This is a genomic window from Ornithinimicrobium sp., assembly GCF_030537745.1.
Taxonomy (GTDB): domain Bacteria; phylum Actinomycetota; class Actinomycetes; order Actinomycetales; family Dermatophilaceae; genus Ornithinicoccus.
Window position 1 is genome coordinate 16,941 of record NZ_JAUNVI010000028.1, and the last position, 22,905, is coordinate 39,845.

Consider the following 22,905-nt stretch of genomic DNA (forward strand, 5'->3'; position numbering starts at 1 on the left):
CTGCCCGCCTGGCCAGCCGCACGCGGGCATGGGTGGGACCCGGCCGGTGAGGGCCGGGTGCGGAGCAGGGTCATCTCAGCCGCCAGATCACACCGAGCGCGGTGACAGTGGCGCCGAGCCGTCGCTCATGGACCCAGGTGTGGTGCCGGGGGCACAGCAGCGCGTAGTTGGACAGATCTGAGCGTCCACCCTGAGCCCAGGGAACGACGTGGTGGGCGTCGCACCAGGTCGCCGGCACCGTACATCCCGGGATCGTGCACCCACCGTCCCGGGCAGCGAGCCTGATCCGCTGCCCCGGGGTGACCAGTCGTCGGCGCCTGCCCTGGTCCACGATCTCGCTCGGCCCACCGAGCACCACCGGGATGATGTCTGCCTCGCAGGCCAGACGCCGGACCGTCGCCGCGCTGATCGAGGCACCGTCAGCCAGGGTCGACCCGCACCCCGGTAGGTCTGCGGCCCGCGCGTCCCCCAAGTCGCGCCGCAAGGTCTGCAGATCCATGGTCACCACCAGTGTCGCCTTGGGCGTGCTCGGCTGACCCTTGGTGCCGGCCACTCCACGACGGAGCACCGTCATCAACGCGTCATACCGCCGCTGGCCCGGTGTCCGCGACTCTGGCACGCCGGTGGCCGCCTGTTCCTGGGCGGAGGAGGGCGCCGCCAACGGCGAGCGCAGCACCGCCATCACCGACTCGTAGTCGGCATCGTCGCCGAACGTCATGATGATCCGTCGCACCGTCCCGTCCGCCAGCGACGACTCGTGCACGTCCCGCAGCTGTGCCTTGGCCTTGGCTCGGTCGTCGTGGTCCTTCTCCGGCAGGCAGGTGCGCAGCAACGCCTCGACGACCTTGTGCACGTCCCTGTCCTCGAAGGTCGGCTCAACCCCCGCACCCGCCAGCAGCTCCACCGCCTCGGCGAACTTCTCCGGGGCCAGCGCGCCGCGCACCCGGGTCAGACCCCGGTGGACCAGCCCGGCCCGCGCCAACGACATACCTCGGCCGACCACCGCCTCCACCAAGGGTGCGTAGACCGGGTCCGTGGACGCCGCGGCCACCCTGGCCACGTCCCGCAGCGCCCCGACCGTCATCCCGGGGCACCGCAGCCCCAGCCAGTCGACCAGGGCAAATCCCTGCATGTGGGGCAGACCCCGCGCCGCAGCCTCGCACGCCAGCCGCACGGTCGTGCGCATCATGATGTCTGCGACCCGGCCCACCGCCGTCATGCACTCCTGCACCTGGTCGTCCTGCAGCAGCACGCTCCGGCGGGCCGCGATCTCCGTCAACGCCAGCTCCCGCCCCGCCGACCCCAGTCCGCCAGCCACGATCTCAGCGACCGGCCGCGCGCCCGGCAGCCCTTCACCGATCAGCTCCACCAAGCCAACCGTGACCACGTCGCCGCCCCACCCCTCATCCATAGAACAAGCGTACGAGCCAGGTCTGACATACCCCGCGCGACTCCCCGACTGTCTACGCCACTCCCGCACCCACTGTCCGGCGCGCTGAGGACTTTCCCTCAGATGAGCCGCAACCTCTTGGCGATCTCGTCCCCACCAGCAGCCCTGATGCCGACGGCATCCCCAACGACGACCAGCTTGTCGGTCGCGCGGGATAGACCCACGTAGAGACGCTCCTTCGCCCGGTCACGCGGCTCCGGCTCGTTGAAGCAGAGCACTACCGCACGGCGCTCCAACCCCTTGCAACCCAGGACGTGCCCGTAGAAGACGTCGTCGGACTCCCAGAAGGTGCGCCAGTAGCCTTCCTGACCGAGCCGTTCCTGCAGGGCGTTCTGCTCCGGGTGTCTGCTGCCGGTGGTGATGAGCGCAACGTGCTCGTGGGGCCAGCCGCCTTCGAGCAGTCGCAGCACCTCGTCGTCGGCCACCGCGAGAGCCTCCTCCGCGGAAGCCTGGACGAACCTCACCTCCGGCCCTTCCCCACCCAGCGCGCGCATCCGCATCGGTGCCAGCGGGCCGAAGCTCTCCGCGATCTGCCTGGTGTTGCGCAGGTTGTGGTCGAGGACGAGTGGCACGAGCGCGACAGGTGGCCGCCCGAAACGTGCGAAGACCCTCTGGTTCTCGTCGGAGTAGACGTAGAGGCCTCCTTCCTCCTGGTCACGCAGTGCGCCCAGCAGTGGCACCCACCAGTCCTCCGCGAAGTCTTGCGCCTCGTCGACGATGATCGCGTCAAACTTCTTGCCCTCCGGCAGGTCCGCGACCAGCCGCGCCATCTGCGCCGGCAGCTCCTTCTCCCAGAACTCCGAGTCGTTGCGGTCCGTGCCGATCTCGGCGCCCCATTCGCGCCCCAGGTCCTCGAACTTGCCGACGAACGCAGGCCTCGACCTGCGCGGCTCTCCCGCGAACGCCCTCGTGAACCACTCACCCAGCCCGATGGAGTAGCACAGCAGGGCCACCCGCTGGCTCTTCTGCCCGGCGAAGCCGCGCGTGAGCTGCTTCGCCTGCGCCATCGCGAGCACGGTCTTGCCGCTGCCGGCGCCGCCGCGGACCTCCACCCGGTGCAGCAACCGGGTCACCGAGAGGATCATCGCCTGCTCCTGGGTCAGGCGGTCCGCCCGAGCCTCCCGGTCGTCGGCCTCGGCCATCACCTCGCGCACCATCAGGCTGCGGCCGGACAGAATCTCCACGATGAGAGCGGCGTCGTCGATCGTCGGAGCGCGGTAGCGGGTCTCCTGCGTCTCCGCCACCGTCCGCAGGCGCGTGTCCAGGCGCTCCTGGTCCGCCTTGCCATGGATCATGTCTCGGCCGCAGTCGGGGAGGGAGAAGTCGTCCGGGACCGTGCTGTATGGCGTGACGACCGTGTGCGCCCACCGCACCCTGGTCCGGGAGGAGTCACGCCAGCGAGGGTCGTCCTGGACGTAGGTGCGCAGGGCGTGCTTCGACCGACGAGCTTGCCCGACCGGATCGACCCGGCGCGACCCACCGCCGTACTGCCACCACCGGCCCTGCCCGTCGACCGTGATGCTGCCTCCCTTGACCTCCACCACCACGATGCCGGCACCCGGCATGATGACGACGAGGTCGGCCTCGTGGTCCTGCTCGTGGTCCGTAAGACGCACGTTGGCCAGCAGTACATCGTCCACGCCAAGCTGCGCCGACAGCCGCTCCCACACCTCCCGCTCGGCGTTGTTGACGAACGCCGGCTCTGTCGGGATCAGTCGCACCATGTCTCGTCTCCTGCTCCGCGTGCACCATTGCACTGGTCGGCATCGTAGGCCCCCACTCCGACAGTCGACACCGATGTCGGTGGTTCCAAGTAGCCTCCGGGTTCATCACGACAAGGAGGTTTTATCGATGCCAACGCCGAGATGGAGCTGTGGACGCGGGCCGGACACATGAAAGTCAACCTCGGCAAGGGCATCGCGGTGCGCAGGCTGGACCGGCTGGTCGCCGCCCAGGTGCTCAACAGTCATTGACGCGCTAGCGCGTCCTTCACCTCCTCCTCCGGCAGCACGATCACCCGGTTGTTGGCCAGGACGTAGTAGATGATGGCTGCCAGTGGCGCGCCGATGAACCAGCCGAAGTCCTTGATGGGGGAGAACATCGGCAGCAGGGCGACGCTCAGCGACACGAAGGCCGACGGGAGGAGCGCGTAGAGCGCGTAGTGGCTAACTCCCTTGTTGTAGTAGTAGATCGACTCTGGCGTCGGCAGATACATGTGCCGGATGCTGAACTTCTGCTTGCGCACGAGGAAGTAGTCCACGCAGAGGATCCCGAAGAACGGCCCGAGCAAGGCACCGAGGCTTCCGAGGAAGTAGCCGACCACCACCGGGTTGTTGAAGTAGTTCCACGGCGTCACCAGGACCGAGACGATCGCGGTGATCAGTCCCCCGGTGCGGAAGCTGATCCGGCGCGGATTGATATTGGAGATGTCGAAGGCGGCCGAGACGAAGTTGGCGACGATGTTGACGCCGATGGTGGCGAAGACGAAGGCGATCGTGAAGACATAGAACAGCACCGAGTTGTCGACGTGCTCCATGAGGACGCCGGGGTCCTTGATGTCGTTTAGGTCCGCGTTGAGCACCTGCGCGGCCGAGACGGTCGTGATCACTGAGGTGATCGCGAAGGCGGTCCAGTTAATCGGCAGCCCCCAGGCATTGCCGACGATGATGGAGCGGCGGTCCGGGGAGTAGCGCGCGAAGTCAGAGAAGTTCAGCATCAACGTCGCCAGCGTGCCCACGGTCTGAGCCATGGCGATCATGATGTTGCGGACCTGGGCGCCGCCCTCGAGCTTCTGACCGCCGGGACCGGTGAACCAGTCGAAGTGCCATCCCGCCTTGGACAGGAAGTAGAACATCAGCATCAGCATGACGACCCAGATGATCGGACCGGCCAGACCCTGGAAGTGGCGGACCGCCTCCATGCCGCGACGCACGATGATGAGCTGGATGATCGAGAGCAGCAGGAAGCAGATCCAGCCGCCCAGCGGCAGGTTCAGCAGGCTCGGCGCACTGTCGAGGCTGAGGTCACGAAAGCCCGGGATCGCCCGCGACAGGAGTGCGTTGAGGGCGATCGAGGCCAGGTAGGTCTGCACGCCATACCAGGCGATAGCGACGATCCCACGCACGATGGCGGGGATGTTGGCACCCCAGATGCCCCAGGTGATCCGGCTGATGACTGGGTATGGGGTGCCGGTCGCCTGCCCCATGAAGCCGGACAGGCAGCAGCCGCCCAGGATGATCAGGGAGCCGAGGAAGATCCCCAGCGTGATATCGAAGGCAGACATGCCCAGGCCCACGAAGAGGCCGGCCGCCCAGGTGTAGTTGCCGGCGTTGTGGGCGTCATTCATCCACAGCGAGAAGAGCTGGTAGCCGTTCCATTTTCGCTGCTCCGGGAGCGCTGGCGCGAGGTCTTCGTTGTAAAGGCGACCCGTGGGATCCTGGGCCTGGAGCTCGGCGTTGCTCACTCCTTGGTGCACGATTTGCTCTGACATCGACGTCGAGCCTTCCTCAAGAATGCTGCTAGGGCAGCGGCCAGCCGGACAGGGACTTCCGGCGTTGTGGTGCGTAGGTGCGGACCTTGGAGGTCGTCAGGTTCATACGCACCAAACTCTCGGCCAACGCGACGGCCGAGGCGACACCGTCCACGATAGGGGCCCCGGTCGCTTGCGCGACGGCCTCGTCGAGCCCGGCCATGCCACCGCAACCCAGGCAGATCACCTCGACGCCACGCATCGCGACGATCTCCTTGGCCTTGGCGACGATCGTGGCGAGCGTGCGCTCCGGGTCTTCCTCGAGCTCGAGGACCCCCAGGCCGCTGGCGACGACCGCTGCGCAGCGCCGATCCAGACCAGCCAACATGAGGCGGTCCTCGATCAGGGGCACGGTGCGGTCCAGGGTGGTCACCACACCAAACTTGTGGCCGAGCAGGCTAGCGATGATCGCGGCCGCCTCGGTGATGTCCACCACCGGCACGTCGAGAAATTCCTGCAGGCCCTCCCTGCCGTGCTCCCCGAAGCCGGCTTGGACCACGGCGTCAAAGGGCTCGGGATGTTTGCTGACCACGTCCAGGACCCCCACCGCCGCCAGGTAGCTATCGACGTTGCCCTCGCAGGAGTCCGCTCCGAAGGTCGGCGTCAGGCCGACGATCTCGGTGCCTGGGGAGGCCGCCGCCCGTGCCGCCGCCACGATCGAGTCCGTCATGGACGTCGTCGTGTTGACGTTGACTACCAGGATCCGCACGAGCACAACTCCTCACGAGGACATTCTTCCTTGGGGTGGAATGTACTCCGAAAGGAGGATATTGAGGGGAAATGTCGTTGAGCGGATCGAGCCATCCAGGCTTCTTGCTAACCCTCATCCGCAGCCGGGATGGGGAGGGACCGACGCCATCGCGTCACGGTAGCGGTGCCGCGAGCGATGGGGCCCATGCCCGCGCGGACCGGTGCGAGCTGCATACCGGACACACACTCTGCCCCGGTGGATGCCGCAGCAGACTTCAGCCCATCTGGACAGGGCCCTGACGCACCCTTGACCCGGCCTCGCCCAGGTCGCACACTGACCAGATGGACGAAGTCGCAGGGTCCCGCACGTTCACGGCGAGCGGCGACGCCTACGACTCCTTCATGGGTCGCTACTCGATCGCGCTGGCGCCGCTCCTCGCCGACCTCGGCGGCGTGGTCGAGGGGCAGCGCGTGGTTGACGTCGGCTGCGGGCCGGGCGCGCTCACCGCGGAGCTCGTCCTGCGCTTGGGTGCCGGGGCGGTCGTGGCCTGTGACCCCTCCCCCGCGTTCCTCGCGGCGTGCCGCGAACGCCACCCCGGGGTCGACGTCCGGCAGGGTCGTGCCGAGGCGCTCCCTCTGGGTGACGACGCGTTCGACGCGGCGCTGGCCCAACTGGTCCTGCACTTCGTCTCCGATGCCGAGACCGCCGCCCTCGAGCTGCGCCGCGTCGTGCGTCCCAGCGGGCGGGTCGCCGTGTGCGTGTGGGACTTCGAGGGGGGTATGCAGATGCTGCGCGCGTTCTGGGACGCTGCCGTCTCACTCGACCCGGACGCTCCGGACGAGCTGCACACGATGCGCTTTGGCCGGGCAGGTGAGCTCAGCGCCCTCCTGGCCGGCGCCGGCTTCACCGACGTCTCGGAGCACCCGTTGACGGTCCGCTCGGACTACACCGACTTCGAGGAGCTCTGGACCTCGCTGCTGCTCGGCATCGGCCCGGCCGGCGCCCACCTCGTGGCGCTGCCGCCGCAGGAGCAGGAGCGCCTGCGCGCTGCATACCTGCACCTTCTCGGCTCACCAGCTGGAGGGTTCGCCTTGACGGCGGTCGCGCGCGCCGCCGTCGGCACGGTGCCGGCCTGACGCGTCACGACTTGCTGGTGCCCCGCTCCAGGCCCCCGGCACGAGGCTAATGTGGAGGCATGCGCCCCCCTGTCAGGCTCCTTCTCGGACTGCTGCTCGTAGCCAGCGGCGTCCTCTGGACGCTGCAGGGTCTGGGCGTCGTGGGCGGCAGTCCCATGACCGGGGTCACCCTGTGGGCTGTCGTCGGGCCGTTGGTGATCGCCGCCGGCATCTGGCTGATCCTGCGGGGCCGCAGCTCGCAGCAGTGACCGCTCAGACCCGAGGGTTCTCCTGAGCGCCGCGCGGATCACACGGGCATAAGTTTGAAACGGCGTGGCTAGCAGCTCCTCGAGGTTGTCGTCGACCTCGACCAGGACTGAGTGCTCCTCACCGCTCGCCCTGCTGCTCACGACTCATCGGCGGCCACAGCGACACCGCTCCGCCTGCGACATACAACTTGGCCGGCCGCCCTCGACCGCCCCGTCGCTCCTCCTCCGTCTCCCGCACGAAGTCCTGCGTGCGCACCACCTTGCGCGCGAAGTTGCGCGGGTCGAGCTCGGCCCCCCACACCGCCTCATAGACCGCCTGCAGCTCCGGCATCGTGAACCGCGGCGGCACGAATCGGAGCGCGAGGTCGGTGTACTCCAGCTTCGAGCGCGTCCGCTCCACGCCGGTCTCGAGGATCTCGCGATGGTCGAAAGCCAGCTGCTCGCTCAGCGCCTTCTCCACCGTCCACCACCGCGCGTCCGCCGCGTCAGACCCGCCCTGCACCTGCGGCAGGTGCGCGCCTACCGCGAGGTATGCCGTGGACACGATCCTGTCCCTCGGGTCGCGGCCGGGCGCTCCGAACGTCGCCAGCTGCTCTAGGTGGACCGCGTCACCGCCCACCCCGGTCTCCTCCTCGAGCTCCCGGTATGCCGCGTCCGCCAGGTCCTCGTCGATCTGCACGAACCCGCCGGGGAGCGCCCATCGGCCGCGGAACGGCTCCCCGCCACGTTCGACGAGGAGGACGGAGAAGGCGCCGTCACTGATGGTGAGGATCACCAGGTCGACGGTGACGAAGAACGGCGGGTACTGCGAGGTGTAGGCCACGCGCCCATCCTAGGCATGATCCTGTCCGTTTGACAGATATGTCGCCGCCGGGGATTATTGTCAGTAGGACGAGAACAGGCAGGCATCGGACACTATCGGGGGAGCAGCCTGACCGGACGTCAGTCTCACGGGGCCTCCCGGATGAAGAACGCCTCACGCTCAACGGCAGCATGCGCGGCTCAACTCATCAACTGGCAGCAACACTCGCACTGGCGAAGAAGTCTGCTGGCATCGGATAGTCGAGCTCCCAGGTGATGGCTATGGGCCGGCTGTCGGTGTGACTCCGATAGTGGACTGGGCCGAGGAAGATGTAGGGGCTGGTTCCGAACTCGTCCTTCTGTTGTCCACGTACGAAGAGCAGGACACGGCTCGCGCCCGCTAGGTACCTCTGACCAGTCTTGGACTCTACGGAAGTTGTGGACTGCGACTCCCAGTGAAACAAGGTCGGGCTGATCGGGTAGTCGCGGTACATCGTTGTGGGCGAGTAGTCCGCCTCGGACTTCTTGAGGGTGACGAAGAAGGCGTCGACATTGATGCCGGGCGAGTACAGGACCCCCTCTCGGAAGGAGTTCGGCTTGCGCGATCCCGGCGAGACGTAGCCCATCGCCGCCAACACCTCCTCCCGTTGGTAGCGGCCGTGCACCCGCAGGGGGATGTCACCAAGTTCGCCGCCAAGCTCCACGGTGACGTGTCTAGCAGCATCGAAAGATACGTCAATGACGCTCCGCAACTCGTCGCGGATCGCGGGCTCCCGTCGGAGCGCGTCTAGGCCAGCGGCATAAGACTGGTGGCCACCCCCATCTGGCCACAGAGAGAAAAACAGCATCTGGGCCATACGCTGTTCGAGCGGCGCAAGATCGCCATAAGAGGGCGTTCCGTCCCCGAGGAGGCTGCGATAGGTCACGGCCCGATCCTTGTCGTCAACGTGCGCGAGAGCCCGGATGCGTTTGAGCAGCTTCTCCTCCAGAGGCGTCCCCACTCGGGTCGGGAGTCCAGCGTCCCGACGTAGTCGAGTCCACGAATGCGACCCTTTTCGTAGGATGTCTGATAACTCAAGTCCTGACTCCGCCAGGAACGAGCTCAGATCGGAGTCCCCATGGGACCGGAGTTCAGTGACCATCTGGCTCCAGCGGTTGGAGATCTGCGACTTGATGTTCTCCAGGACGATCGCCTGCGACTGGCGGTCCATCACGATCTGACAGCCGGACGGGAGGAAGGGGAAGCCCTTCTGGATACCCTCGATCAAACCGCGCCGAGAGCTCCCGGTCAGCGCGCGAAATTTCTGGTCGAAGCTGAACTCCGATCGGTGATAGCCGACGAAATCCAAGACAGTGAGCACCGCCTTGTCCTGCGTGCGCCGCAGGCCTCGACCGAGTTGCTGGAGGAACACCGTTGCACTCTCAGTAGGGCGCAGGAAGAGGACCGTGTCTACCTCTGGCAGGTCCAATCCCTCGTTGAAGAGGTCGGCCGCGAAGAGCGCATTGACTCGACGATCGCGGAGGTCACGAAGGGCTTGCTCTCGCTCCATTCTTGGGGTGTCACCGCTGACCGCACGAGCAGGAATCCCTGCGCGCGAGAACGCGGCCGCCATGAATCTCGCGTGTTCAACACCCACGCAGAAGCCCAGCGCACGCATACTTCCCGGGTCGAGGATCTTATCGCGCAGTTGAGTGAGCACAATTTGGGCACGGGCCTCGTTGCCGGTGTAGATGTTCTCGAGTTCGTGCTCGTCATACCTCCCTCTCGTCCAGGAGATGCCCCGAAGGTCAGTGTTGTCAGCAGCGGCAAAGTAGTGGAAGGGGCAAAGGAGATCCGCCCCGAGCGCGTCCCACAGTCGAAGTTCCACAGCCGTCCGTCCCCCGAAGAACTCAAGGACGTCAAGGCCGTCAGTTCTCTCCGGGGTCGCTGTGAGCCCAAGCAACTCACGCGGTTCGAGGTGCTTGATGAGCCGGCGGTAGGTGGCTGCTTGAGCGTGGTGGAACTCGTCGACCACGACCACGTCATAAGTCTTTGACGAAATGTTCTCGACGCCGTAGGACGTCAGCGACTGAACGCTGGCGAAGACATGGCGCCACCGCTCTGGCCGGGAGCCGCCCACATACAACTCTCCAAAGTCTCCGTCGGCCAACACTTCCCGATAGGTGCGTAGCGACTGTTCGAGGATCTCCCGACGATGCGCGATGAAGAGCAGCGATGGACGCCCACCGAGCACTCGCGACAACCGTTGGTAGTCCAGCGCTGCAACGACTGTCTTCCCAGTCCCGGTCGCGGCCACGACGAGATTCGCATGTCGGTCGTGGAGGGTTCGCTCCGCTTCCAGGGCCTCGAGCATTTCGGCCTGGTAGGGGAAGGGCCGTACCTGCAGGCCCGAAAGGCTGATGGTGACGCCTGAATGTTGCTTGCGACCTGACGCCTCGGCGAGCGCGTCGTCCAGGCGGTCCCTGTCCAGGTCTGGGTCGTATAACTCGTAGCCGATGTCGTTCCAGTACGTTTCGAAAGTAGCCTGAAACTTCTCGAGAAGCGCCGGAGTAGCGATCTTGGACAGCCGGACGTTCCACTCGACCCCATCGAGGAGTGCAGCGCGGGACAGATTCGAGGAGCCGACATAGGCAGTGTCGAAACCGGTGTGACGCCGGAACATCCATGCCTTGGCGTGTAGCCGGGTCCGCTGGGAGTCGTACTGGATCCGCACCTCAGCGCCAAACTCCCGGACGAGGCGATCGAGGGCTGATCGCTCGGTGGCCCCCATATAGGTCGTGCTGATGACCCGCAGTGGCACCCCGCGACCTCTCAATCCTTCGAGGTCGGCGGCGAGCACGCGCAGCCCATGCCACTTCACGAAGGCGATGAGCAGATCCACCCTGTCCGCCGAATCCATCTCAGCCTTGATCTCGGCGCCCAGGTTGGGTTCACCGCGAGCGTTGGTCAGCAGCGCCGCGTCACTCAGCGGAGTCGCAGGACGCGCCAAGCCTGCGGTTCCACCGTGTAGCGGGTGCCGTGGCGTAAGTGCCAGCAACTGACGAGGCGGGGCGTTGACGGATTCCACAGCGGCGTTCAGTTGCTCAAGGACGGCGTTGACGACGGCGAGTCGTTGATCGACGGTCTTCAAATCCGATAGCTGATGCTTCAGGACTTCACGCACGTGCCGCGATAGCACGTCGGGAAGGTCGACTTCGTCCACAGATCCCAGCCTGTGTTCCGTTCCCTGCACCCTCTGCAACTGCGCCAGCAGGCCGGCTGTCACCAGTGATTCGTAGATACCCGTTTCCACACGCTCAGCTTGTCAGACATGTAGCAGCGCGAAGCGGATGCGAGGACGTCAGCCCTCCACCTGGTGGGCCCTGTCAGGAAATTACCTACCCTGCAGACCTGATCAACGAAGTAGGTGACGGTGTTTCCGCAGAGCTGCGAGGACGCGCTCGACGTCGTCGTTGTTGTTGTAGCAGTGCAGAGAGACACGCACATTGCCATCACGGCAACTCGTGATGACCTTCTCCCCTTCTAGAGCCGCTACAAAGGCATTCTCATCGGTCGCTGCGATCGCCACCATCGGACCTTGATGGTCGAGCGGGGTCACTACGGTGCCGCCCAGATCGTCGATCCCCGCCCGGAGCTGATCCACCAGAACGCCCACGTGAGCGCGCGTCCGCTCGACTCCGATCTCCAGCATGAGTTCCACCCCGGCAGCCCCCGCATACAGGCTCGGAACCGGCGGCGTTCCTGCCTCGAACCGGCGGGCATCCAGCGCGGGGTCGTATGAATCAATGCTCATCGCGAAGATGTCTCGCGCGGCAAACCATCCAGTGGACGTCGGCACCAGTGCCTTCGTCGAAAAGTCGCGAGCATAGAGGAATCCCACGCCGGGGGACGCCAGCAAATACTTCAACATCCCCCCCGTGACGAAGTCCGCCTGCAAGGAAGACATATCGAGTGGCACCGCGCCCACAGACTGGTAGGCGTCCAACAAGACCATAGCTCCACGCGAGTGCGCCAACTCGATTATTGGCGTCGGATCCAGCATCGCGCCATTGCGGAAACACACATGTGTGATGGAAACGATCGCCGTCGTCTCGTCGATCTCATCTTCGAATCGAGACAGGGGGATAGTATGATCGTCGTCCGCACGGACGTGTACGACCTGCGCACCGTGCTTTTCCTGGGCATGCCAGATCTGGCCTACAGTCGGGAACTCTAAACTCGTTGTCACAACTTTGTTTCGCACTGAGTCGAAGTCCAAAGAACTCGCTACCGCATTGATCCCAGCGGACGCTGAGGCCGTGATCGCAATCTCTGAAGGCGACGTTGAGAACAGCTGCGCCATGGCCTCGCGGAGACGTTCTTGGCGGGCTACCCAGTGACCCCACTGCGACCCCTCCTGCTCCATGCCAGTGAGATACTCCTCGTACGAGCGACGCACGCTATCCGACAGCGCGCCTTGAGAGCAGCTGTTCACGTAGGTGACTCGATCAAAGACCGGGAATCGATCCCTGATTGCCGCGGCTAGCCCTGCGGAACCGGCTCCGGACGTGTCAGCGGCCAAGATAGGCCCTCCTCAACTCATCATGGGACGTCAGCTCTGCTGAGGGTCCCGACAACACGATACGCCCCGTCTGGAGCACATATCCACGATCTGCAATCGATAACGCCATGTTGGCATTCTGCTCAACCATCAGCATCGAGACACCCTGCTCATGCAGTTGCGCGATCATCTCGAAACTCTGCTCCACCAGGCGGGGCGACAGTCCCATCGACGGCTCATCCATGAGCAGTAGGCGAGGTCGAGACATCAACGCTCTTCCGACCGCCACCATCTGTTGCTCGCCGCCCGACATGGTTCCGGCAAACTGGGCTTGACGCTCCGCCAGAAGCGGAAACAGCTCGAAGACGCGCTCGAGATCTGCGGGGTCTGGCGTCCCACGAACGTAGGCCCCGATCTGCAAGTTTTCCAGGACGGTCATCGGCGCAAAGAGACGACGGTTCTCAGGGACTACTGCGATACCGCGGCGGATGCGATCAGCCGTCGACTTGCTCGTGACATCGACACCGTCAAACGAAATTCTCCCGGTTCGTGGGCGGACGAGTCCAAGAATCGTCTTCAAGGTCGTGGACTTGCCGCAAGCGTTCCCCCCCAAGAGGCACACCAACTCACCTTCCGCTACTTGTAACGACAAATCTTCAAGAATATGCACGGGACCATAAAAAGTGTTAATGTCCGCTACGTCGAGAAGTATGGTACTCATTTCTTGCTCGCCGTCCCACGCCCGAGGTAGGCTTCGACGACGCTGGGGTGCGTGGCCACCTCTTCGAAACTGCCCTCGGCAATCTTGGTCCCATGGTCCAGGGCGACCACCCGGTCGCTGACTCCTTCAACCACATTCATGTCATGCTCGATAAGGACGATCGTGTATCCACGTTCGTCGCGGAGTCGGGCGACCACCTCCGTGATCTCCTTGGTCTCGGCGGGATTCATGCCGGCGGCTGGCTCATCCAGCAAGAGGACGTGGGCGCCGGTAGCCATGGCTCGCGCTATCTCGAGACGGCGCCGGTTCGCATACGACAGGCTGTACGCCGGCTGGTCCCAGCGATAGCCCGTCAGGCGGGTTCCGAAGAATCGAAGTAATTCCTCCGCTTCCTCGCGAACCTTTTTTTCCTCCTGGCGGGCACCGCGAGTGCTGAGTGCCGAGCGAAAGAGGCCTGCACTGGTCCGGCCATATGTCGCCGCCATCACGTTATCGATCACCGACATGTTAAGGAACAGTCGCACGTTCTGGAACGTGCGAGCAATGCCTCGGTTCGTGATCCGTGCGGGAGCCAATCCGAGCAGGGAAGTCCCATCCAACAGCACCTTCCCATCGTCTGCGCGGTAGACCCCAGTGATGACATTGAAAAGAGTGGTCTTGCCGGCGCCGTTGGGACCGATCACGCTCACGATCTCGCGATCATGCACGGCCAAGTCCAGGTTGGTCAAGGATCGCAAGCCGCCGAACTGCTTGCCGACGCCAACGAGTTCAAGACGGCAGGCTGCCGGGGAAGTGTCTGACTGGACCGTCACAGCACTTCCACCCTCGGTTTGCCAAAGATTCCTTGCGGCCTCGCAATCATGAGAATGATCAGGAGGGAGGCAATGATGAGTTGACGGGTGATGCTGGCGTCCATGACCAACCTGACCTCCCAGACGAAGATCGCCAGCCACGCCATGAAGGGCAGCAGGATGAGCCGCCAACGACGCTCGAGCAAGGTCAAGACGGCCGCTCCTGCAACAAGGAGCAGAAACGCGATGTTGCCCCAGAGCATCCGGTCCTGTGGGACAAATAACCAACGGCCCAGCGCCTCGCTGATCGGACCCTGGGTCCATTCGGAGGCTGGCAGATCCGCGACTCCCAACCCGAACAGCGCCCCGTTGACGAGGAACCCGATGGCGACGACCGCGGCGCCCACAGCCAGGATCAACTTCCAACCACGTAAGGTGAAGACGAGGCCGAGAGCGAGGACGACAAAGAAAAGTACCTCGCCCCACTCCGGCGCCCGCAGCAATTCAGGAAGCACGCTCATCACGGCGGCGCCCACTAGGGCACCGTGCAAACTACCGCTACCCCCGAGGATGACAGCCGCATAAAGCAAGATCAACAGGGGGAGGTCGAAGTTGGTCGGATAAGCGCCAAGTTGGACCGCGGCAAACACGGTGCCGCTCATGCCAGCGATGCCCGCGCCGACGACGAATGCCAGGATCTTCAGGTGCTTGACCGGTATCGTCATAGCCTCGGCAGCAAGCGGGTCCTCACCAATGGCCCGCCAAGCGCGACCGATTCGCGACGCGTTGATCCGGTAAATAGCCAGCGTGAGTAGGGCGATCATCGCAAGGAGCAAGTAGTAGTAGTGCGTGTTCGAGGTGAACGTGAAGCCGAACAGTGAGAACGGGTCGGCACCACTGAGTCCATTAGCGCCACCGGTCAGGTCGACCGGTTCTTTGCTCCATGGCAGGTCTAGGGCATCTGCCGACAGGAGCAACTCGACAAACATCTGGCCGAAGAACAGCGTCACGATCGCCAAGTAGTCACCCAAGAGCCTCCGCGAGGACAACCCGAGCGCCAGACCGAGAACGCACGTCATGGCGATGACGATAGGGATCGTGACCACGGTAGGCAGGTGTAGCCCAAACTTGTCCGAGGACAGCATCACGTAGGCGTACGCGCCGAAGCCGTAGAAGGCGACGTAGCCGAGGTCGAGCAGTCCCGCGTAGCCCACCACGATGTTCAGACCAAGGGCTAGCAGTGCAAAGAGTCCGAGGTTCACGCCGATGCGCATGATGTACGCGCTACTCGTGAGCAAGGGAATGAGGGCCACGATGAGGGCCGGCAACCCCCACCGGATCCAGGTGGGTAGGCCGGACCAAGCGATCGCGATCTGGTCGCCCCAGCTCCGGGGACCGGACGTCCGCTCATCGTGACGGGCGACCCACTCGTCCGTACCGATGCCGAGCTGGGGGCCTGTCTCGACTGGCGTGTCCGGAGATTGCGGGTCGCTCATGCCTCAGACCTTCACGATCGCGGCTCTACCGAGCAAGCCACGCGGCTTAAGGAGCATCACCGTGATCAGCAAGAGGAACGTCAAGACACTGGCGAAATTGGCCGAGAGGTAGACCGCAGTGAACGATTCGAGAACCCCGATCAAGATGCCGCCCAACATGGCGCCAGGGATAGAGCCGATCCCGCCGATGACCGCTGCGCTGAAGCCCTTCAGTCCTGCGAGGAATCCCATGTAGCTGTAGACGTTGAAGAACACCAAACCCACCATGACGCCGGCCGCACCAGCAAGCGCCGAAGCAACGAAAAAGGTTCCGACGACTACCCTGTCAACGTCGATTCCCATCATGACGGCGGCCTCACGGTCGTACGCGATCGCGCGCATGCCACGACCAAGCCGCGTGTGACCGACCAGTTTTGTCAGCAACAGCATCAAGGCGATGGCTAGCACGATCACCAAGAGGCGCATCCAGTCGATGCTGACCGGTCCGAGGTGAAGGCCCCCCGTCGTGTCGATGTACTTTGAGGTGTCGTAGGAGCGGTAGCGCGATCCCAGCAGAAGCAACACGCAGTTCTGGAGGAACAGGGAAACCCCTAGCGCGCTGATGAGCGGCGCGATGCGTGGCGAGTCGCGTAACGGCCGATACGCGAAGCGTTCAACAAGTACGCCCAAAATCCCAGCCCCGAGCATTGCCGCCAGGAACATCAACGTGATCATGACCCAGATGGGGACAATGGCGGCTTCTGGACCGCCGAGCCAGGTCATGACGAAGAACCCGATGAAGGCGCCGACCATGTAGACGTCGCCGTGGGCAAAGTTGAGCAGTTGGAGCACGCCGTAGATCAGCGTGTACCCAAGCGCGATCAGCGCGTAGACACTGCCGAGAGTGAGCCCGTCGACGAGTTGCTGTGCAAAAAGATCCATCTACTGGTCAGCCAGCTCCAGGACGCCCTTCTCGCTGACCTTGAAGACGTAGAACTTGGCGTCTTTTACGTCGCCCTGATCAGTGAAGGTGATCGGGCCACCCAGAATGGATTCGGGAATGTCGGTCTTCTTCACTTGGTCAAGCACGGCGGCCCGGCTCGTGGTGCCTGCTTCACAGGCACGCTGCATCGCCTCGAGCGCGACTTGGGTTGCCGCGTGCACGGGGGGCCCATACGTACCGAACTCGCCATACTTGTCTTCAAACTGCTTGGCAAGCTCATTGCTGGACGCAATCCCCTTGATATCCGGCGCGAAAGCCGAGACGTAGGAGCCGGGTACGTCAAAGTCCGGGGAGAAAGATCCGTCTGAGGCGAAGACGATCGCCTTCTTTCCCTTTGCCTTCAGTTGCTCACCCAGCACCTTGGTGTTTGCGGCAATCTGAAACGTGGCAAAAACGACATCGACATCTTCGGCGACCTTGCTCACGACCGCTGAGTAGTCAACCTGCTTCTGGCTTACCGGGACGCGTGTCACCTCAACCCCCTTGTCCTTCAGAGCCGACTCGAAGGCGTCCGCCAGTCCCTTGCCGTAAGAGGTCTTCTCCTCGAAGATCACCACCTTCTTGGCGTCGAGCTTGTTGACCGCAAACTCAGCGCCCGTCGGGCCCTGCACACTGTCATTGGGGATGACCCTGAAGTACGTGGGGTAGGCGCCTGACGTCAGGTCGGTGCGCGTCGCAGATGCGCTAATGAAGGCCAAATCGGCGTCGCCGAAGCCCTTGCCGACTGCTTCCACTTCTTGGCTGCCGGCCGGTCCAACCACAGCCAAGACGTCGGAGTTCGACAACAACTGCTGCGCGACTGTGCTCGCCTGACCAGGGTCGAGTTGCGTGTCGCCCTCGACAAGCTTGTAGGTCGAGTTGTTCTTCTTGTTGAAGTTGTCCACCGCAAGCTTGGCGAAGTTGAGCTGCTCACCACCGATGGTGGCCGCCGGTCCCGTGATGGGAGCCATGATGCCGATCGAGCCGGAGCACTCCTGCGCTGCCGTCGCTGCCTCGTCGCTAGTCGTCGGGGCAGGCGCTTCTGCGCCGGCACAGCCGGTCGCTAGGAGGACGACGCTGGTCACAGCGACGATGTTTCGGATCTGCCTAGTGCGCATGTGCCATACATCCTTTTACTCAGCGGGTTGACGTTGCCGTGGCGGAAACGCATCGTGACACAGGAGATGCTTCATGTAAAGGGTCTGACGACCGTCACCAGGACGCCATGACGCTCACTCCTCCTCAACGTACCCCGGTGCCGGTTGACCGTCTGGGTAAAACGCCGCGCTGGGCGAGCCTTCCGGCCGGAACACCCCCAAGACCCAGAGGTCCTCGTCACCGGTGTTCTCCAGGCTATGCAGCAGCCTCGGAGCGACGTGGAAGGCGGATCCAGCGGAGATAAGCTGCTCGCTTCCTTTGGTGTGCAGGACACCAGCACCACGCACGATCATGCAGATCTCGTCATAGAGGTGATAATGAATCGGCGCTCCTGACGGCGGGATGAAACCCACAAACTGCGTCGCGCCACCGGAGCCGGTCGAGGCATCGAAGAGGACCTCATACTCCCGGTCAGCTGTCGCCTCCTGAAGTAGTTGCGTGCCCTGGCGCACAGTCCGTCGCACCCTTGCGGCAGGCTTGGCCATGGATCGCGCAGCCGGCCCCGGAGGCGCGGGCACGAGCACACTGGCGACCTCCAACTGCCCCTCGGTCGGCACCGTGATCGACCACTCCTCGCCTGCGCCGATGAACGCAGCCGTGCCGTCGCTCAGTTCGTAATCCTCATCCCCGACGTGCAGCGTCCCCCGACCGTCTGTCACGAACAGCAAGTCATCATGCCCAGGCTCGTGGCGATGGGTTGATGCGCCAGCGGTGAACCGTAGGACGCGGTGGGTCATGGCCTCGGCGTAGTGAGGTGCGCTGACCAGCTCGAAGGCCATACACGAGTCACCCTGACGCTGGGGCGTGACGTCTCCAACAGTACGAACGACTCCGGCAGACATGCTCTACCTTCCCAGGAATAGTATGGAGACTTATTGACGACCGTCTGAAGGAGAGTACATCACCATGAAGATCATCCGCCGTGCTGGCGCCAACTGGGCAGGCCCCGTCCCCACGGGCAGTGGATTCATGCGCTTGGGCCGGGATGGGCAGGAGATCCCGTTCACCCTCAAGAGCCGCACGGAGGACGGCATGGGCACCAACCCGGAAGAAATGCTGGGCGCCGCGCACGCGGGTTGCTTTTCCATGTCCCTGTGCGACCTGCTCGAGGGCAACGGAACGCCCGGCTCGGTTCAGACAGAGTCCAAGGTGACGATGGAGGAGGCTGGGGGCAGCTTCTCGATCTCCCGGATCGACCTCGTCGTCACCGGCGACGTCGCAGGTATCGACGCTGACACCTTCAGTCAACTCGCAACGAAGGCAAAGGAAACGTGTCCAGTTTCTCGCCTGTTCGCTGCGGCCGAGATCACCCTGAAGGCCCAACTGGGATGACGGGGGTTACTCAGGAAAAGGGGCTCGCACCGAGGCTTCAAACCACTCTGACGTAGGTGGGTTGCTCCTTCGCGTGCCTGCCTCAAACTCGAAGCGGCGTGCTCCCCGACAAGGGGAACACGCCGCTTTCGTAGGTATCTGACCTAGGCCCGGCAGGGAGACCGCACCGCGCTCCTCACACCCGATGCCGGGTGCTTAACGAGCGGGCAGATCGTCAATCTTCAGCTTCGTCGTCAGCTACAACCGCTGGTGCTGCCACACCCCTCGCACACGTAGCACGAGCCGGCCGGCCGCATCTTCGTCCCGCAGGTCAGGCAGATCGGGGCGTCGGCGACCTTCCCTTGGAACTGCTCGAGCAGCTCCGCAGAGGAGTGGATCCCGGCCTCGGCCTTACGGGCGTCAGCTGCACCAGAGCCTGAGGCGTCCGCGACCTTCTCGGCCTTCTCGGTCTTCTTGGCCGGGGTGGTGGCCACGGACTGGGAGAGATTCTCCAGCTCGTCCTCGAAGTCTTCCTGCGAACCGTTCGGGGTCAACGGAGCGTAGGAACCCGTCTCCAGCTGGCGGGCACGCTCGCCGGCGGTGTGGATGCCCATGTAGGAGCGGGTCTCAAAGTCCAGGTAGTCCAGCGCCAGGCGGCGGAAGACGTAGTCCATGATCGACTGCGCCATGCGCACATCCGGGTCGTCGGTCAGGCCGGCCGGCTCGAAGCGCAGGTTGGTGAACTTCTCGACGAAGGTCTCCAGCGGCACGCCATACTGCATCCCGATCGAGACGGCGATCGAGAAAGCGTCCATCACGCCAGCCAGCGTCGATCCCTGCTTGCCGAACTTGAGGAAGAGCTCACCCAGCTCGCCGTTGTCGTAGGTGCCTGCGGTGAGATAACCCTCCGCACCGCCTACGGCAAAGCTCGTGGTCTGGCTGGCGCGGCGCTTGGGCAGGCGCTTGCGGACGGGACGGTACTCGATGACCTTCTCGACCTTGACCTGGTCGTCCTTCTCATCCGGCTTGTCCGCAGAATCCTTGCGGCCGTCGGACAGCGGCTGGCCGACCTTGCAATTGTCGCGGTAGACCGCGAGCGCCTTGAGGCCGAGCTTCCACCCTTGCAGGTAGACCTCCTCGATCTCCTCGACTGTCGCGGACTCGGGCAGGTTGACCGTCTTGGAGATGGCACCGGACAGGAAGGGCTGGGTGGCCGCCATCATCCGGACGTGACCCATCGGGGGGATCGCGCGGGCACCCATCGCGGTGTCGAAGATCTCGTAGTGCTCGGTGCGCAGACCCGGCGCGTCGATGACATGGCCCTTCTCAGCGATGAACTCAACGATCGCCTCGATGGTCTCCTCGGCGTAGCCGAGCTTGTTCAGCGCACGCGGGATCGTCTGGTTGACGATCTGCATGGAGCCGCCGCCGACGAGCTTCTTGAACTTGACCAGCGAGAAGTCCGGCTCGATGCCGGTGGTGTCGCAGTCCATCATGAAGCCGATCGTGCCCGTGGGGGCCAGCACCGACGCCTGGGCGTTGCGGTAGCCGTTCTTCTCCCCCACCTTGATGACGTCCTCCCACGCGTTGGTGGCGGCGCGGTGGATCTCGGCGTCCATGCTGCCCAGCGTGCGGATCTCGTCATTGGCGCTGCGGTGCTTTCGCATGACGCGCTTGTGCGCGTCGGCGTTGCGGGCGTAACCGTTGTAGGCACCCACGACATCCGCCATCTCGGCGGAGCGCTTGTAGGCCGCACCGGTCAGCAGCGAGGTGATCGCGGCGGCGAGCGCACGGCCACCGTCGGAGTCGTAGCCATGGCCGGTCGCCATCAGCAGCGCGCCGAGGTTGGCATAGCCGATGCCCAGCTGGCGGTAGTTGCGGGTGGTCTCACCGATTGGCTCGGTCGGGAAGTCGGCGAAGCAGATAGAGACGTCCATCGCGGTGATGACCAGCTCGACGACGGCCTGATAGGTCTCGACGTCGAAGGTGTTGTCGTCGCGGAGGAACTTGAGCAGGTTGAGCGAGGCCAGGTTGCAGGAGGAGTTGTCCAGCGACATGTACTCCGAGCAGGGGTTGGATGCGGTGATGCGGCCAGTCTCGGGGTTGGTGTGCCACGCGTTGATGGTGTCGTCGTACTGCATACCCGGGTCGGCGCACTCCCAGGCAGCCTTGGCCATCTTGTCAAAGAGGGTGCGCGCGTCGACGGTCTCGATGACCGAGCCGTCCTTTCGGGACGTCAGACCGAACTCTTTGCCCTCCTCGACGGCGCGCATGAATTCATCGGTGACGCGGACGGAGTTATTGGCGTTCTGGTACTGCACCGAGACGATGTCCTTGCCGCCCAGATCCATGTCAAAACCGGCGTCGCGCAGCGCGCGGATCTTGTCTTCCTCGCGAGCCTTCGTCTGGATGAACTCCTCGATGTCGGGGTGATCGACGTCCAAGACGACCATCTTGGCCGCGCGGCGGGTTGCCCCACCGGACTTGATGGTGCCCGCCGAGGCGTCCGCGCCACGCATGAAGGAGACCGGACCGGAGGCGGTGCCGCCGGAGGAGAGCAGCTCCTTGGAGGAGCGGATGCGAGAGAGGTTGAGGCCGGCGCCAGAGCCGCCCTTGAAGATGAAGCCCTCTTCCTTGTACCAGTTCAGGATCGAGTCCATCGAGTCGTCGACCGACAGGATGAAGCAAGCGCTGACCTGCTGGGGGCTGGAGGTGCCGACGTTGAACCACACCGGGGAGTTGAAGGAGAAGACCTGGTGGACCAGGGCATAGGTGATCTCGTGCTCGAAGATCTCGGCGTCCTCGTCGGTGGCGAAGTAGCCGTGCTCCTGGCCAGCCTTGGTGTAGGTCAGCACGACGCGGTCGATCAGCTGCTTCAGGCCCGTCTCGCGCTCCGGCGTGCCGAGGGCGCCGCGGAAGTACTTCGTCGTGACGATGGTCGAGGCGTTGGCCGACCAGAAGTCCGGGAACTCCACGCTTCGCTGGTCAAAGATCGTCTCGCCGCTCTTCCAGTTGGTCTGGACGATGTCCCGCTTCTCCCAGGTGACCTGGTCATAGGGGTGCACGCCAGGGGTGGTGAAGATCCGGTCGATCTTCAGGCCCTTGCCGTTGCGGCGGGTGCGTGTCTTCGCCCCGGTCGTCTGGGTCATCTGACTTCTCCTTGATGTCGTTCTCGCGTCGTGCTTCTGGCGTGTTCGGGTGGTGCTGGAGTCCGGTATGCAGCCTCTCGCCGAGGACTGACACACCCGCGTTGGTGGGGGGTGGTCGAGGGAGTTACGACATACCTGTCGAATCGACCGTCTGGGCGTCGTGCTCGGTCCGCAGCAAGGTAATCGCGGACTCGAAGTCCTCGAGAGAGTCGAAGGCTTGATAGACGGAGGCGAACCGCAGATAGGCAACCTCGTCCAGGTGCCGCAGCGGCTCCAGGATCGCCAGGCCGACCTCGTGCGCGTCGACCTCCGCCTGCCCCTGTGCACGAATCGCCTCCTCGACCTGCTGGGCGAGTAGTTGCAACTGGTCCTCGGTGACCGGCCGACCCTGGCAGGCCTTCCGGGCACCCGTGATGACCTTGTCGCGGCTGAACGGCTCGGTAGCACCGGAGCGCTTAATCACCGCCAGCGTGGCCGTCTCGACCGTGCCGAATCGGCGCCCGCACTCGGGACACTGCCGGCGTCGGCGGATGAGCGTGCCGTCCTCCTGGACGCGGCTGTCCACGACCCTGGAGTCGGTATGGCGACAGAACGGGCAGTGCATGGCTCGCCTCCTTCGGCATGGTCGCAGCGAGACGCGAACGGCCTCAGATTGAGGACGCCCTGTGGGTAGATCTGGGGATGTGCTGTGGATGACGTGGGGATACACGTCCTTGGGCTGTGCACAACATGTGGACTAACCACACGTTTGTAACTACTAGATATAGGGATCTTAGGTGCGTTGGGCACAAGATGCAAGGGGCCGGGCGGGAGACTTTTAGCCGGGTCGCTGAAGCCCAGCAACGGCGCGGAACACGTGCACAAGATGCCTCCGACACGCCGCCACCGGACGGTCACCCCTGCCACACCGGACGGTTACCCC

Annotated in this window: 18 protein-coding genes; 3 read left to right on the forward strand and 15 right to left on the reverse strand. The window is 64.2% G+C overall.

Features of this window, described 5'->3' with window-relative positions; translation table 11 throughout:
• Positions 1–70 precede the first annotated feature (70 nt).
• The 4 genes from Q4P07_RS07880 to Q4P07_RS07900 all read right to left on the reverse strand — a co-directional run bounded on the left by Q4P07_RS07880 (position 71) and on the right by Q4P07_RS07900 (position 5,688).
• Positions 71–1,411, reverse strand: coding sequence for an HNH endonuclease signature motif containing protein (locus Q4P07_RS07880; protein WP_303374360.1), 1,341 nt, complete (start codon positions 1,409–1,411; stop codon positions 71–73).
• Positions 1,412–1,509: 98 nt separating this feature from the next.
• Complete coding sequence (locus tag Q4P07_RS07885; RefSeq protein WP_303374361.1) at positions 1,510–3,174, reverse strand: nuclease-related domain-containing DEAD/DEAH box helicase; 1,665 nt, start codon at positions 3,172–3,174, stop codon at positions 1,510–1,512.
• A gap of 242 nt (positions 3,175–3,416) precedes the next feature.
• Positions 3,417–4,940: an NCS1 family nucleobase:cation symporter-1 gene (locus Q4P07_RS07895; protein ID WP_303374362.1), complete on the reverse strand. Its 1,524-nt coding sequence runs from the start codon at positions 4,938–4,940 to the stop codon at positions 3,417–3,419.
• A 28-nt stretch (positions 4,941–4,968) separates the two neighbouring features.
• Positions 4,969–5,688 (reverse strand): aspartate/glutamate racemase family protein, encoded by a 720-nt coding sequence (locus Q4P07_RS07900; protein WP_303374363.1) that lies wholly within the window; start codon positions 5,686–5,688, stop codon positions 4,969–4,971.
• Between the two features lie 323 nt (positions 5,689–6,011).
• Here Q4P07_RS07900 and Q4P07_RS07905 point away from each other — a divergent pair, with 323 nt between their 5' ends.
• Both Q4P07_RS07905 and Q4P07_RS07910 read left to right on the forward strand, forming a co-directional pair.
• Entirely contained in the window at positions 6,012–6,806 is a 795-nt protein-coding gene (locus Q4P07_RS07905) for a class I SAM-dependent methyltransferase (RefSeq protein ID WP_303374364.1), read from the forward strand.
• 59 nt (positions 6,807–6,865) lie between these two features.
• Entirely contained in the window at positions 6,866–7,054 is a 189-nt protein-coding gene (locus tag Q4P07_RS07910; protein WP_303374365.1) for a hypothetical protein, read from the forward strand.
• Between the two features lie 118 nt (positions 7,055–7,172).
• Here Q4P07_RS07910 and Q4P07_RS07915 read toward each other — a convergent pair whose 3' ends face one another.
• The 9 genes from Q4P07_RS07915 to Q4P07_RS07955 all read right to left on the reverse strand — a co-directional run bounded on the left by Q4P07_RS07915 (position 7,173) and on the right by Q4P07_RS07955 (position 18,302).
• Positions 7,173–7,877 (reverse strand): NUDIX domain-containing protein, encoded by a 705-nt coding sequence (locus Q4P07_RS07915; RefSeq protein ID WP_303374366.1) that lies wholly within the window; start codon positions 7,875–7,877, stop codon positions 7,173–7,175.
• 187 nt (positions 7,878–8,064) lie between these two features.
• A complete protein-coding gene (locus Q4P07_RS07920; RefSeq protein ID WP_303374367.1) occupies positions 8,065–11,148 on the reverse strand; it encodes a DUF3427 domain-containing protein in 3,084 nt (1,027 codons plus the stop codon).
• 102 nt (positions 11,149–11,250) lie between these two features.
• A complete protein-coding gene (locus tag Q4P07_RS07925) occupies positions 11,251–12,330 on the reverse strand; it encodes an aminotransferase class V-fold PLP-dependent enzyme (RefSeq protein ID WP_368660263.1) in 1,080 nt (359 codons plus the stop codon).
• Positions 12,331–12,406: 76 nt separating this feature from the next.
• Positions 12,407–13,117 carry an ABC transporter ATP-binding protein gene (locus Q4P07_RS07930; protein ID WP_303374368.1) on the reverse strand — a complete coding sequence of 237 codons (711 nt, stop codon included), beginning with the start codon at positions 13,115–13,117 and terminating at the stop codon, positions 12,407–12,409.
• On the reverse strand, positions 13,114–13,929 hold the full coding sequence (locus tag Q4P07_RS07935) for an ABC transporter ATP-binding protein (RefSeq protein WP_303374369.1): 816 nt from the start codon (positions 13,927–13,929) through the stop codon (positions 13,114–13,116). The genes Q4P07_RS07930 and Q4P07_RS07935 overlap by 4 nt, the downstream gene beginning before the upstream one ends.
• Complete coding sequence (locus Q4P07_RS07940) at positions 13,926–15,182, reverse strand: branched-chain amino acid ABC transporter permease (protein WP_303374370.1); 1,257 nt, start codon at positions 15,180–15,182, stop codon at positions 13,926–13,928. Before Q4P07_RS07940 ends, Q4P07_RS07935 begins: the two co-directional genes overlap by 4 nt.
• A gap of 225 nt (positions 15,183–15,407) precedes the next feature.
• Positions 15,408–16,325, reverse strand: coding sequence for a branched-chain amino acid ABC transporter permease (locus tag Q4P07_RS07945; protein WP_303374371.1), 918 nt, complete (start codon positions 16,323–16,325; stop codon positions 15,408–15,410).
• Entirely contained in the window at positions 16,326–17,483 is a 1,158-nt protein-coding gene (locus Q4P07_RS07950; protein ID WP_303374372.1) for a branched-chain amino acid ABC transporter substrate-binding protein, read from the reverse strand. It abuts the gene before it with no gap.
• A 114-nt stretch (positions 17,484–17,597) separates the two neighbouring features.
• A complete protein-coding gene (locus tag Q4P07_RS07955; RefSeq protein ID WP_303374373.1) occupies positions 17,598–18,302 on the reverse strand; it encodes a cupin domain-containing protein in 705 nt (234 codons plus the stop codon).
• Between the two features lie 127 nt (positions 18,303–18,429).
• Here Q4P07_RS07955 and Q4P07_RS07960 point away from each other — a divergent pair, with 127 nt between their 5' ends.
• A complete protein-coding gene (locus Q4P07_RS07960) occupies positions 18,430–18,855 on the forward strand; it encodes an OsmC family peroxiredoxin (RefSeq protein ID WP_303374374.1) in 426 nt (141 codons plus the stop codon).
• A 233-nt stretch (positions 18,856–19,088) separates the two neighbouring features.
• Here Q4P07_RS07960 and Q4P07_RS07965 read toward each other — a convergent pair whose 3' ends face one another.
• Together Q4P07_RS07965 and nrdR are read right to left on the reverse strand one after the other, a co-directional pair.
• A complete protein-coding gene (locus Q4P07_RS07965) occupies positions 19,089–21,983 on the reverse strand; it encodes a vitamin B12-dependent ribonucleotide reductase (RefSeq protein WP_303374375.1) in 2,895 nt (964 codons plus the stop codon).
• 124 nt (positions 21,984–22,107) lie between these two features.
• On the reverse strand, positions 22,108–22,587 hold the full coding sequence (gene nrdR, locus Q4P07_RS07970) for a transcriptional regulator NrdR (RefSeq protein WP_303374376.1): 480 nt from the start codon (positions 22,585–22,587) through the stop codon (positions 22,108–22,110).
• Between the last annotated feature and the right edge of the window lie 318 nt (positions 22,588–22,905).